Annotated in this window: 9 protein-coding genes; 2 read left to right on the top strand and 7 right to left on the bottom strand. The window is 63.0% G+C overall.

The features are described from left to right. Nucleotides 1-28: 28 nt before the first annotated feature. Genes CAF74_RS15440 through ptsP form a run of 4 tightly spaced genes read right to left on the bottom strand, consistent with a single transcriptional unit; the run spans nucleotide 29 to nucleotide 7,177 of the window. Complete coding sequence (locus CAF74_RS15440; RefSeq protein ID WP_085746894.1) at nucleotides 29-1,570, bottom strand: alkaline phosphatase; 1,542 nt, start codon at nucleotides 1,568-1,570, stop codon at nucleotides 29-31. A gap of 59 nt (nucleotides 1,571-1,629) precedes the next feature. Continuing rightward, complete coding sequence (locus tag CAF74_RS15435) at nucleotides 1,630-3,363, bottom strand: PTS fructose-like transporter subunit IIB (RefSeq protein ID WP_085746893.1); 1,734 nt, start codon at nucleotides 3,361-3,363, stop codon at nucleotides 1,630-1,632. Nucleotides 3,364-3,374: 11 nt separating this feature from the next. Continuing rightward, on the bottom strand, nucleotides 3,375-4,316 hold the full coding sequence (pfkB, locus tag CAF74_RS15430) for a 1-phosphofructokinase (RefSeq protein ID WP_085746892.1): 942 nt from the start codon (nucleotides 4,314-4,316) through the stop codon (nucleotides 3,375-3,377). Beyond that, nucleotides 4,316-7,177, bottom strand: a complete 2,862-nt coding sequence (gene ptsP, locus CAF74_RS15425; RefSeq protein WP_085746891.1) for a phosphoenolpyruvate--protein phosphotransferase — start codon at nucleotides 7,175-7,177, stop codon at nucleotides 4,316-4,318. The genes pfkB and ptsP overlap by 1 nt, the downstream gene beginning before the upstream one ends. Nucleotides 7,178-7,483: 306 nt before the next feature. Between ptsP and cra the strand changes: the two genes are divergently transcribed. Together cra and CAF74_RS15415 are read left to right on the top strand one after the other, a co-directional pair. After that, nucleotides 7,484-8,479 (top strand): catabolite repressor/activator, encoded by a 996-nt coding sequence (gene cra / locus CAF74_RS15420; protein ID WP_085746890.1) that lies wholly within the window; start codon nucleotides 7,484-7,486, stop codon nucleotides 8,477-8,479. 3 nt (nucleotides 8,480-8,482) lie between these two features. Next, nucleotides 8,483-9,259, top strand: coding sequence for a TatD family hydrolase (locus CAF74_RS15415; protein ID WP_085746889.1), 777 nt, complete (start codon nucleotides 8,483-8,485; stop codon nucleotides 9,257-9,259). Between the two features lie 17 nt (nucleotides 9,260-9,276). Here CAF74_RS15415 and CAF74_RS15410 read toward each other — a convergent pair whose 3' ends face one another. The 3 genes from CAF74_RS15410 to ampD all read right to left on the bottom strand — a co-directional run bounded on the left by CAF74_RS15410 (nucleotide 9,277) and on the right by ampD (nucleotide 12,855). Beyond that, the gene (locus CAF74_RS15410; RefSeq protein ID WP_085746888.1) at nucleotides 9,277-11,307 is read right to left on the bottom strand and encodes a methyl-accepting chemotaxis protein; all 2,031 of its coding nucleotides are present in this window, start codon (nucleotides 11,305-11,307) and stop codon (nucleotides 9,277-9,279) included. A 157-nt stretch (nucleotides 11,308-11,464) separates the two neighbouring features. Further along, nucleotides 11,465-12,298 carry a regulatory signaling modulator protein AmpE gene (ampE, locus tag CAF74_RS15405; RefSeq protein ID WP_085746887.1) on the bottom strand — a complete coding sequence of 278 codons (834 nt, stop codon included), beginning with the start codon at nucleotides 12,296-12,298 and terminating at the stop codon, nucleotides 11,465-11,467. Beyond that, entirely contained in the window at nucleotides 12,295-12,855 is a 561-nt protein-coding gene (gene ampD / locus CAF74_RS15400; protein ID WP_011332414.1) for a 1,6-anhydro-N-acetylmuramyl-L-alanine amidase AmpD, read from the bottom strand. Before ampD ends, ampE begins: the two co-directional genes overlap by 4 nt. Nucleotides 12,856-12,870: the final 15 nt, after the last annotated feature.

Genomic DNA, 12,870 nt, shown 5'->3' with positions numbered 1-12,870 from the left:
GCTCCCACAGTGACCCAAGGTGCTGCATTCAGACCGGCTGCAGCTTCTGCTCGAACACCGCAACACCCTCCAGATCCCGCAACACCACGCTCATCTCCCCGCTCTGGCCGTCAATGTTCACCTCACCGAAAAACTGAAACCCGGCAAACGGCGAGGCGTTCTGTACCGCCGGCGCCTTCTCGAATACCACTTGCGGGCCAAAGGTCTTGTCCAGCGGATTGGGTCCGAAACTGCCGGCGTTCAACGGTCCTGCGACAAACTCCCAGAACGGTTCGAAATCCTGGAACGCCGCGCGATCCGGGTGATAGTGATGCGCCGCGCAGTAATGCACGTCCGCCGTCAGGAACACGAAATTGCGCACCTGCTGCGCGCGCAAAAAGCCCAGCAGTTCGGCGATTTCCAGCTCACGTCCCTGCGCCGGACCTGGGTCGCCGTTGGCCACCGCTTCCCAGCGCGCAACACCGGGACTGACCTCGCCATCCGGCACGCCAAGACCAATCGGCATGTCGGCGGCGATGACCTTCCACTGGGCTTTCGACGCCTTCAGTCCGTGCTTGAGCCAGTTCAATTGCTCGCGCCCGAGGAACGGTTTTTCCGCCCCGAGATTGTCATCGTTGGCCCCGCGATAACTGCGCATGTCGAGCACGAACACATCGAGCATCGGCCCGTAGCTCAGCTTGCGATAGATGCGCCCGCCGCCATCGGCAGCCTGCAAACGCATCGGCGAATATTCGAGCCAGGCCTGGCGCGCACGGCCGACCAGGGTATGGATATTTTTTTCCTGATAACGTTCGTCGAGCTGTTTGCCCGGCGACCAGTTGTTGACCACTTCATGGTCGTCCCACTGCCAGATCTGCGGCACTTCGGCATTGAAGCGGCGGACGTTTTCGTCCATCAGGTTGTAGCGGTAATTGCCGCGATAATCGTCGAGGGTCTGGGCGACCTTGCTCTTGGCTTCCGTGGTGAGGTTGCGCCAGATCCGGCCACCCTCCGTGGTCAGTTGCGCCGGCACCGGGCCGTCGGCATAGATGGTGTCGCCGCTGTGGATAAAGAAGTCCGGCAGGCGCATGCGCATGGCTTCATAGATGCGCATGCCGCCGATATCGGGGTTGATGCCGAAGCCCTGGCCGACGGTGTCGCCGCTCCACACGAAGCGGATATTGCGCCGCGCGGTCGGTGCACTGCGCAAGTGACCGAGCCACGGTTCGCTGGCGACGCCGGTGCGGGCGTCCTTGAAATACACGCGGTAGAAAATCGCCTGATCGGCGGGTAACCCGGTGAGTTCGACGCGAGCGGTGAAATCGCTGCGGGCATCAGCCAGCGCGGAAACGACACGACGTGGATGGCGGAACTGGCTGCGGGTGTCCCACTCCACCACCATCTGCGCCGGGCGGTCGGCGCGGCTCCAGATCATCGCGCGGTCGCCCTGCAAGTCGCCGGATTGCACGCCGTCAGTGAGTTGCGGTCGATCCTTGACCGACGCGATCACGGCCGGCGCCAGCCCCGGCATCAGCAGTCCGGCGCCGACGGCTTGCATCACGCGCCGGCGACCGGGATTGAAATCGCTCATGGTGTTCTCCCTGAAAAAAGGAAAACTTAAGCACTGCTAGATGAAAGGGGTGTGACACCTCACGCCTTCGCGGGCTCCAGCGCCAGTTCCACGGCCTCCGGCCGCTTGACCAGCGCATACACCACCGCCGTCAGCAGGCTGCCCGCGACGATTGCCAGCAGATACAGCAGCGCATGGTTGATCGCGTTCGGGATCGCCAGCACGAACAGGCCACCGTGGGGCGCCATCAGTTTGCAGCCGAAGTACATCGACAGCGCACCGGTCAGCGCACCGCCGGCAATGCTCGCCGGGATCACCCGCAACGGGTCTTTCGCGGCAAACGGAATCGCCCCTTCGGAGATGAAGCACAACCCGAGCACCAGCGCCGCTTTACCGGCTTCGCGTTCAGTCTGGGCGAACTTGCGCCGGGCGATGAACGTGGCGATGCCGAGACCAATCGGCGGCACCATGCCGGCGGCCATGGTCGCGGCCATCGGTGCGTAACTCTGCGAGGCCAGCAGCCCCACCGAGAATGCATACGCAGCCTTGTTGATCGGCCCGCCGAGGTCGACGCACATCATGCCGCCCAGCAGCACACCGAGCAGAATCGCGTTGGTGGTGCCCATGCTGTCGAGAAAATGCGTCAGCGCCGCGAGCATCCCGGCCACCGGTTTGCCGACCACGTAAATCATCACCAGCCCGGTGAACAGACTGGCGAACAACGGGATGATCAGAATCGGTTTCAGCGCTTCCAGGCTTTGCGGCAGCGCCACATAACGACTGATCGCCTTGGCCGCGTAGCCTGCGATAAACCCGGCGACGATTCCGCCGATGAAACCGGCGCCCAGGGTGCTCGCCAGCAAACCGCCGATCATGCCCGGCGCGAGTCCGGGACGGTCGGCAATCGACCAGGCGATGTAACCGGCCAGCAAAGGCACCATCAATTTGAACGCGGTCTCGCCACCGATCTGCATCAGCGCCGCCGCCAGCGTGCCTTCTTCCTTGAACGCGGTGATGCCGAACACGAACGACAAGGCGATCATCAGACCGCCCGCCACCACCATCGGCAGCATGAACGACACACCGGTCAGCAGGTGTTTGTAGACGCCGCTTTTCTCTTGTTTGGCCGGGGCCTTGCCGTCGCCGGCAGCGCTTTCCACGACACCTTCGGCCAGGGCTTTTTTCAGCGTGGCTTCGGACTGTTTCAACGCAATCCCGGTGCCGCAGCGGTAGATTTTCTTGCCGGCGAAACGCTCGGTGGCGACTTCAATGTCAGCCGCCAGCAGCACCACGTCAGCCTCGGCAATCGCGGCTGCGCTCAGCGGATTGCGCGCGCCGACCGAGCCCTGGGTCTCGACCTGCAGGTCGTAGCCCAGACGCTTGGCGGCTTGCTGCAAGGCTTCGGCGGCCATGAAGGTGTGGGCGACGCCGGTCGGGCAGGCGGTGACCGCGACCAGACGCGGCGCTTGAGCGCTGGCAACCATCGGCGGCGCTTCGGCAGCGACGTACACCTCGGCCTCGACTGCGCCACGTCGCAGCACGTCTTCGACATCCTGCAGGGCTTGTGCCGGTGCAATCCGAAAGACTTTCTTGCCGATGAACCGGGTCATGTCCACCGGTCCCGTGGCCACCAGCAACACCCACTCGGCAGCCTCGATGGTGGCAGCCGACAATTCACGTTCCGGGTGCGCGGCGTCTACCACTTCGACGCTGGTGCTCCAGCCCTGACGCTGGGCCGCAGCATCCAGCAACCGGGCGCACAGCACACTGGTGACCATGCCGTTCGGGCAGGACGTGACAATGGCTAACTTCATGACAAACCCTCTTATTGTTCTGTCAGGAGGCGCACGCGCACGCCCTGTTCGAGCTGCACCAGTTGCGCAGCATCGTGAATACCGAAACCGATCTGGGTCACCGCCTGCGCCGCAATTGCGGTGGCCGTGCGCAGGGTTTGTTCCGGCGTATCGGCGCTGAGCAGACCGTGGAGCATGCCGGCCAGCAACGAATCGCCGGCACCGACCGTGCTGGCGACGCTGACCTTCGGTGGTGTCGCATGCAGCGCCGAGCCGACGCTGAACCAGTTCACACCCTCGGCGCCATGAGAAATCACCACATGCTCGATGCCTTGGGCGTGCAACCGATTGGCCGCTTCGGCCTGAGACGCGTGGGACAGCACTTCACAGCCCAGCGCATCGGCCAGCTCTTCGGTGTTCGGCTTGATCAGCCACGGGCCGGCCTTGAGCGCCGCACGCAAGGCATCGCCGCTGGTGTCCAGAGCGACTTTCAGGCCCAACGTTTTCAAGCGTTCGACCAGTTCGCGCAACCACTGTGCAGTGACTCCGCGCGGCAAACTGCCGGCGACCACCACCGCGTCATGTCCCGGCGCGATCTGCACCAGTCGATCCAGCAACGCCTGTTGCGCCACTACGCCGACCACCGGCCCCGGGCCGTTGATGTCGGTGATGCGTCCATCCTGCTCAGCGACCTTGATGTTGCTGCGGGTCTCGCCGGGCACCCGGATAAACGCATCGGTGAAGCCACGTTTGGCGAACAGGGTTTCGAAGGCTTGCAGATTGTCTTCGCCGAGAAAGCCGCTGACCGTCAGTTCATGACCGAGGTCGGCCAGCACTTGTGCGACGTTGACGCCCTTGCCGGCGGCGTGGGTATGCATCTCGTCGCTGCGATTGACCTGACCGGCCTCCAGACGTGGCAACTGCACCGTAAGGTCCAGCGCCGGGTTGAGGGTCAGGGTGAGAATCTTGGCCATTACAGGGCCTCCACTAATGCGCGCACTTCGTTGGCGCTGCCCACGGCCAGGGCTTGTTGAGCAAGGGTTTGCGATTGCGTCAGGCTGAGTTCGCGGATGCGCGCCTTGACCTCGGCGATGCTGCGCCCGGAGACGCTCAGTTCATCCACACCGAGGCCGACCAGCACCGGCACCGCCAGCGGATCCGCCGCCAGCTCGCCGCACACACCGACCCATTTGCCATGGGCATGGGCCGCGCGCACGGTGATGTCGATCAGTTGCAGCACCGCCGGGTGCAGGCCGTCAGCCTGGGCGGACAGGGTCGGATGACCACGGTCAATCGCCAGCGTGTACTGGGTCAGATCGTTGGTGCCGACGCTGAAGAAGTCCACCTCTTTGGCCAGCACCGGCGCCAGCAACGCGGCAGACGGCACCTCGATCATGATCCCCAGTTGCAGGTCGGCAACCGGGATTTCCAGACGCAAGCGTTCGGTCATGTCGCGGGCCTGACGCCACTCTTCGACGCTGCCGACCATCGGGAACATGATCCGCAACGGACGGTTGCCCGCAGAACGCAGCAAGGCACGCAATTGCGCCTCCATGATCTGCGGACGCTGCAAGGTCAGGCGAATCCCGCGTACGCCGAGGAACGGGTTTTCTTCCTTGGCAATCGGCCAATACGGCAGCGGTTTGTCGCCGCCGACATCAAGCGTGCGCACCACCAGCGGGCGACCGGCGAGGCCGTCGAGGACGCGGCGGTATTCGGCTTCCTGAGTCGCCTCGTCCGGTGCCTGTGGATGAGCCATGAAAATCAGTTCGGTGCGCAGCAGGCCGATGCCTTCGGCGCCCTGCTCCACCGCGCTGATCACACCGGCGCTCTCACCGATGTTGGCGAACACTTCCACGGCGTGGCCATCGGTAGTGTGCGCCGGTTGATGGCGTTGTTCGGCGGCGGCTTTCAGGCGTTGTTCGCGGGTGTCGCGTTCTTCGCTGGCGCGTTGCAGGGTCGCGGCATCCGCGTCCACATGCAGGCGACCGCGCTGGCCGTCGAGCAGCAGCGGCGTGCCCGGTTTCAGCAGCAATACCGCAGCGCCCGCGCCGACCAGCGCCGGAATCCCCAACGCGCGAGCCACGATGGCACTGTGCGCGGTGGCGCCGCCACGGGCGGTGAGAATCCCCGCGACCCGCGCCGGATCCAGACGCGCTACGTCGGACGGGCCGACTTCGTCCATCACCAGAATGTACGGTTGCTCTGGCTCGGCGGGCGTCTGCACGCCACACAGTTGCGCCAGCACCCGGCGACCGATGTCACGCAGATCGGCGGCACGTTCAGCGAGCAACGCGTCCTGCAACGCTTCCTGTTGTTTCGCGGCGGCCTCGATCACGGCCATCCAGGCTGCTTCGGCGCTTTCGCCCTGCTTGAGGCGAGTGTCGACTTCGTCGGTGAGTTCCGGGTCGTCGAGCATTTCCTGGTGGGTGATGAAAATCTCGCGGATTGCCTTGGCCTTGCTGCGTTCGATCAGGCCCTGAATGTCCTGACGCACGTCGGCCAGCGCTTGCTTGAGACGCTCGCGCTCGATGGCAGCGGACTCGCCGCGCAACGGGTAATCGATGGTTTGCTGGACCTGAATGTGCGCCGGGCCGATGGCGATGCCGGGGGCGGCAGGGATCGCTTGCAGCAGACTGCCGGAGGCCGGGGCAGTCAGCACTTCTGCAATGTCCGTAATCACTTCACGCTGTTGACTGACTGCGGGCAACGGTTCGACTTCTTCGCCGAGGCCTTCTTCGATGGCGGCCAGCAACGCCGGCAATGCGTCAGCGGCGATGCTCGGTTCGGCGATAATTTCCAGCACCTGCCCGCGACGGGCGCCGAGGCTCAGCAGTTTGCTCAGGCTTTTCACCGATACCGCGCTGTCCTGACCGTCGACGATGCGCACACGGATTTCGCCGTCAAAACTCTTCGCCAGTTGCGCGAGGATCTTCGCCGGCCGCGCGTGCAGACCATGGGCGTTGGCCAATGCGATACGCGCACTCGGCCAGTCGGCCGGCAACTCACCGCCGAGCACCTCGAGGACTTTGCGGCTGCTGGTGGCGCGGCCCAGTTCATGGCCGCGACCTTCGATCAGCAACGCGCACAACCGCTCAAGCAACGCCTGATGCGCTTCACCCAGACTGGCCAGACAGAACAGACCGCTGAGCGGCTGGCCGAGGTAGCGCATCGGTTTGTCCGGCGTGACGAACGCCAGCCCCGGACGCTTCACGGTCTGTTCGCTGTGCAGCCACCACAGGCCATCGCCCAGCGGCAGCGCTTCAACTTGCTGCAACACCCCTGCGAAACCGTTGCTCACGCAATCGGCCTGGCGCAGCAGACGTGCCCCGCGCCAGACCAATTCTTCGAAATCGTCGGCGGAAACCCCGAGGCCAATCATCTGCGCATCCAGCGCCAGCTCTTGCGGCGCGCCTTGCAGCAGTTTCAGCAGCGCTTCGGGCGAACTCGCGCGGCGCAGGGCCTGACCCAGATCGGTCTCGCCGAGGGCGCGGGTCAGCAGTTGCAGCAGGCGCAGGTGTTCGTCGGATTTGGCGGCGATGCCGATGGCCAGATAAACGATCTGGCCATCGCCCCAGTCCACGCCGTCGGGAAACTGCATCAGGCGCACGCCGGTGGCGAACACCTGATCGCGGGTTTCGGGCGTGCCGTGGGGGATCGCAATGCCTTGGCCGAGGAAGGTCGAACCCTGAGCCTCCCGGGCCTGCAGGCCGGCGAGGTATCCGTCGGCGACCAGACCATCGGCGACCAGATGACTGGCCAGCAATTGCAAAGCGGCGGGTTTATCCACAGCCGACTGGCCCATGGATATCTGCTCTACAGTGAGCTCGAGCATGCGATCTCCTTTTTGGCGCGGTGGTGCGCCAGGTATTGTTTTGAATGGTTGCAGCTTAGGCGCTGTAGGCCATCCTTTTCAGGAGGCAGTTTTGGCGGTTTCACGGCAGAACCGGCCAAAGGCGTCTAAAACGTAGAAAATACGCTTGCTGAAACGTTTAATCTAGATTGATCGGCACGTTACTCGATAATGTCCCATCCTTGAAGTCCAACTTGTCGGATGCGCTGCGACAATGGTCGCCTGCCTGAATCGGGTAGGATTGGCGAAAATGTCGCGGCAAGCTCGAAAAAACAAGGAAATCCCGGGTTGAAACTCAGTGATATCGCGCGGTTGGCCGGAGTGTCCGTGACCACCGCCAGCTACGTCATCAACGGCAAGGCCGAACAGCAACGCATCAGCACCGCCACCGTCGAGCGGGTGCGGGCGGTGGTCGATCTGCACGGCTTTACCCCCAATCCACAGGCGGCCGGGCTGCGCAGTCGGCACACCCGGACCCTGGGTTTTATCCTGCCGGATCTGGAAAACCCCAGTTACGCGCGGATCGCCAAACTGCTGGAGCAAGGCGCCCGTGCGCGGGGCTATCAGCTGCTGATCGCCAGCTCCGACGATGCACCGGACAGCGAGCGGCAACTGCTGCAACTGTTCCGCGCCCGACGCTGCGATGCGTTGATCGTCGCCAGTTGTCTGCCGGCCGGTGACGACAGTTATCGCCAGTTGCAGGCCAAGGGTCTGCCGATCATTGCCATCGACCGGGTGATGGATGCCGAGCATTTCTGTTCGGTGGTCAGCGATGACCGCGAAGCCAGCCTGCACCTGACCGAAAGCCTGCTCGACCCGCAGCCGAAACAGATCGTGCTGCTGGGCGCCCGCCCGGAACTGAGCATCAGCCAGGAACGTGAAGCCGGGTTCAAGCAAGCCCTGGCCGGGTTCAAGGGCGAAGTGCTGATCGAACACGCCGAGTCCTTCAGCCGCGAGTGCGGCAAGCAGTTGATGGAAGAACTCCTGCAACGCCTCGGGCATTTGCCGGATGCGCTGGTGACCACGTCCTACGTACTGTTGCAGGGCGTGTTCGACGCGCTGCATGACTTCCCGTTAAAAAACCGTCCGCTGCGCCTCGGCACATTCGGCGACACCCAGTTGCTCGACTTCCTGCCGCTGCCGGTCAACGCCATGGCCCAGCAGCACCAGTTGATCGCCGACAAGGCGCTGGAACTGGCACTCGCAGCGGTCGAGCAATCGGACTATCAGTCTGGCGTGCAAGCCATTGCCCGTACCTTCAAGCAGCGTATTCACCGGGATTGAGCCGTGGAGCTGATCGACAGCCACACCCATCTGGACTTCCCCGACTTCGACGCCGACCGCGCGGCGCTGCTCACCGAAAGCCGCGCCCTCGGGGTGCGGCGAATGGTGGTGCTCGGGGTCTACGAGGGGAACTGGCAGCGGGTGTGGGATCTGGTGCAAAGCGACGCCGATTTGTACGCTGCGTTCGGATTGCATCCGGTCTATCTCGATCAGCATCGGCCTGAAGACCTGCATGCACTGGGCGATTGGCTGACACGGCTGAAGGGTCATCGGCAGCTGTGTGCGGTCGGCGAAATCGGCCTGGACTACTTCATCGAAACCCTCGACCGCGAACGCCAGCAAGCGCTTTTCGAGGCACAACTACAATTGGCGGCAGATTTTGAACTGCCGGCATTGATCCATGTGCGGCGCAGCCATGCGGCGGTGATCGCCACGCTCAAGCGCTTCAAGCTCAAACGCGCCGGCATCATTCACGCCTTCGCAGGCAGCCGTGAAGAAGCGCGGGAATACATCAAGCTCGGTTTCAAACTCGGCCTCGGAGGTGCACCGACCTGGCCGCAGGCGTTGCGCATGCACCGGGTGCTGGCCGACTTGCCGCTGGATTCGGTGGTATTGGAAACCGACTCACCGGACATGGCACCCGCCATGTTCCCCGGCGTGCGCAATACGCCGGCGCATTTGCCGGCGATCTGCACGTCACTCGCCGCTTTGATGAGCATCGATCCGGAACAACTGGCCGCCGCCAGTACGGCTAACGCTTGCCAACTGTTTCACTGGTAAACAGTCGGCAGGACACGTCAAACCCGGAACGCGCTGATCAATTGCTTCAACTCGACCACCTGCGCCGACAACGCGCGGCTGGCATCTTCGGTCTGATGCGCGCCTTCTGCGGTGCGCTCACCGGCACGGTTGATCTCGACGATGTTCTGGTCAATGTCGTGGGCCACGGCGGTCTGCTGCTCGACGGCGGCGGCGATTTGCTGATTCTGGTCGACGATCATGCCGACAGCGCCGAGGATGTTTTCCAGCGCCTGCTGGACCTTTTCTGACTGCCCCACCGTGCCGTTGGCCATCTGATGGCTGACGCCCATGGCCTTCACCGCCGCACCGACGCCACCGTGAAGCTTGGCGATCATCTGCTCGATTTCTTCGGTCGATTGCTGAGTGCGTTTGGCCAGCGTCCGGACTTCGTCAGCGACCACGGCAAAACCGCGCCCCTGTTCGCCCGCCCGCGCAGCCTCGATCGCGGCATTGAGCGCCAGCAGATTGGTCTGTTCGGCGATGCTCTTGATCACTTCCAGAACGCGGCTGATCGACTGACTGTCGCTGGCCAACTGGTTGATCACCAGCACCGACTGATCGATTTCGCTCGCCAGTGCCGCGATGCTGCCCTGCTGCGATTCCACCAGTCCGCGACCACTGATGGTTTCGTCGTTCACGCTGTGGGCGCTGCTGACCGCGGCCGCCGCACTGCGTGCCACCTCCAGCGACGTTGCAGACATCTGGTTCATCGCGGTGGCCACTTGCTCGATCTGCGTGCGTTGCCCGGCGACCGCCTGATTGCTTTGCGCCGAGACGTTTTCCACTTGCCCCGCCTGTCGCTCGACCTCGCCAACGGTGTGGCCGACCCGTTCGATCAGGTCGTGGATTTTCCTCACCGTACCGTTGAACACTTCGCCCAACTCGCCGAGTTCATCGCGGCTGTTGGCGCGGAAATTCACTGTCATGTCGCCTGCCGCGACTTTATCCATCATGGCGCCGAGGTTTTTCAGGGTGGCGCGAGTCGAGGCGTAGAACCCGCCGTAGAGATAGAAAATCAACACGAACACCACCGACAACGCCACGGCTTGCAGCACCATGTGCGTACGGTTTTGCCCCAGTCGCTGCTGCAATTGGGTGTCGAGGAATTTCAGGGTGGCGTCGTTGAGCTGATAGGTCTGGTCCATCAGCCCGGTGACCTGGTCATAAAACCCCTGCCATGGAGCGTCGAGGGTTTCGGCCATCACCACTTGTTCTTCGATCAGTGTGCCGGCCTGTTTCAGCGATGCCTTGCTGGCATCGGCCGGTGCACTCAGGGAATCACGGGCGGCTTTGCTGGAGCCCAGCGCGTCCTGCAATTTCAGGCCATATTCGGCCTGAAGTTTTTCGATCTGCACCAGCAACTCGTCGAAGCGGGTGCTCGACGAACTGTTGAGAAAGCCCTGGCCCAATGAATACGAGCCCATCGCCCGACCTTCGCCCAAGGCCTGGGTGACGGCCGGCGTGGTCGCGGTGATCAGCTCGCTGAGCTGGCGTATGTCGCTCTGATTGTCGCGACTCAATCCGGCCTGACTGGCCACGATCTGGCTGAAAATCTGCGCATTGCCCAGCAGTTTGCCGATCAGCGCACTTTTGCTTTGCAGGGAGTTTTCCGCTTGCTGGGCCTTGAAGGCGGCGATCATTTCATCGCGCTTGGTCTCGAAGAACTTGATCTGCTCCGGATCCTCCGTCATGGGCGTCAGCCCTTGCAGGCGCGCCAGGACGTTTTGCTCAAGGCTGGTGATCTGCGCCTCGACATTGCCGGCCTTGCCGGACTGGCCGAGGGTGACATTGATCTGCACCAGATTGTTGAGGGTTTCCAGATCCCGGCGCAGGGTCAGGCTGCTGCCCAGCAGATCGAGGCTCTGCAGCTCCACCCGGGTGCCCTGGAATTCACGGTAGGAATCGCGCACCAGATAGAAATTGGTCACCAGCATTGGCACCAGGAACAGCACGCTGATCAGGCTGAACTTCATGCCGAAGCTCAAGCGGTTCATCAACGAGACGGCGGGATAGAGCAAGCTCTTCACTGGAAGTCTCCCTTGGTTTTTTCTTGTTTTTATTGGCAGGCGCGGGGCGACAGCAGATAGCCACTATCGGGCGCCATCTCTGTATAGCTCAAATCGAAGGGAGGTTTTGTAACTTAAGGTTAACGAGGAGGATTGCCCCCCTCGTCACTTGAACGGCCTACGCCAGCACTGTCCACAGGGCAAAGCCGGCATACCAAAGCACCGCCGCCCGCAGCAGCAGTTCCCACAGGCAGTCGAGGGTGTTGATGCCTTCGGGACCGACAGCGGCCGGCGGGATTTCCCCGGCAGCCAGCCCGACCTTGTTGATCAGTTGCGCAGCGCTGATGTTCCAGTTCAGCAGTTCGTGCAGCATCACCCGACTGACAGCGACGAAGTTGCCGACCAGAGCAAGACTCGCCGCCAGCAGGCGTACCGGCACCCAGTCGAAGGCGTGGCGCAGTTGCCCTGCCCGTTCCGCCACCGCCGGGTTCTGGGCGTTTTCTTCCGCCAGCGCCAGCAAGCGATAGCTCAGCGCCGCGACCGGGCCGAGCAGGAAGTACCAGAAAATCACCGCAAAGAAACTCTGGTAGGCCTGCCACAACAGATGCCGTTGCACTTGCTCCAGCAATTGCTCGCCGCTTTCGGCGCAGATGTTCAGATCACGCTTGGCCACATGGGCGGCGGCCTGCAGATCCTCACGGCGCCAGGCGTCGCGAAACGGCCCTAGTTCGCCGAGCAGATCGCCGCGCCCCAGGCTGTAAATCACCACCAGCAAATGCACCGGCAACGCCAGCAGACCATAGGCCACCGGCTCCAGTACCAACAGCAGCAAGCCCAGCAACGCCACCGGCAGCAGCACCAGAACAATCAGCACCAGCCACGGCTGTTTCGCCAGCCCACCGGTTTCAAGCTTGTGCAGTTCGCGGATCCATCCGCCATCGCCTTGAACCCGTTGGCGCAGGGCCGAGAACTTCTCGATCCATACCGCCAGCAGTAACACCAGAAAACTCATTGTCCTTCCTCTTGTGCCAGGGCGGCGCGGTAGCGTGCCCAGTCGAATGCGGGTCCGGGATCGGTCTTGCGTCCTGGGGCGATGTCGCTGTGCCCGCAGATGCGCTCGACGGTGATCGCCGGGAACGCCGCCTGTATCTGCCGGGTCAGCACGGTCAACGCCTGGTACTGCGCATCGGTGAACGGCAGATCATCGGTGCCTTCCAGCTCGATGCCTACGGAAAAATCGTTACAGGTTTCCCGTCCCTCGAACACCGAAACGCCGGCATGCCAGGCACGCTCAAGACAGGAGACAAACTGGGTGACCTTGCCGTCACGTTCGATCAGAAAATGCGCAGACACGCGCAGGTCGGCGATCCCGGCAAAGTAGGGATGTTCCGTGACATCCAGACGATTCTGGAAAAATTCCTGCACCTTGCCGGTGGCGAACTGCGCCGGTGGCAGGCTGATGTTGTGGATGACCAACAGGGAGACTTCGCCCGCCGGGCGTTCATTGAAGTTGGGCGAAGGGCAGACCTGCACCCCGTGACACCACCCGCTTGCGGGATCCAACTGCATACCGATTCCTTCAAC

It is taken from the genome of Pseudomonas sp. R45(2017) (assembly GCF_002112305.1).
Lineage (GTDB): Bacteria > Pseudomonadota > Gammaproteobacteria > Pseudomonadales > Pseudomonadaceae > Aquipseudomonas > Aquipseudomonas paraglycinae.
Note: the sequence above shows the minus strand (reverse complement) of the source record. Positions and strands in the feature narration are given on the sequence as shown.

Excerpts from the sequence above, each read along its gene's own strand:
- CAF74_RS15440 (WP_085746894.1), bottom strand. The coding sequence starts at position 1,570 with ATGAGCGATTTCAATCCCGGTCGCCGGCGCGTGATGCAAGCCGTCGGC.
- CAF74_RS15435 (WP_085746893.1), bottom strand. The coding sequence starts at position 3,363 with ATGAAGTTAGCCATTGTCACGTCCTGCCCGAACGGCATGGTCACCAGT.
- pfkB (WP_085746892.1), bottom strand. The coding sequence starts at position 4,316 with ATGGCCAAGATTCTCACCCTGACCCTCAACCCGGCGCTGGACCTTACG.
- ptsP (WP_085746891.1), bottom strand. The coding sequence starts at position 7,177 with ATGCTCGAGCTCACTGTAGAGCAGATATCCATGGGCCAGTCGGCTGTG.
- ampE (WP_085746887.1), bottom strand. The coding sequence starts at position 12,298 with ATGAGTTTTCTGGTGTTACTGCTGGCGGTATGGATCGAGAAGTTCTCG.
- ampD (WP_011332414.1), bottom strand. The coding sequence starts at position 12,855 with ATGCAGTTGGATCCCGCAAGCGGGTGGTGTCACGGGGTGCAGGTCTGC.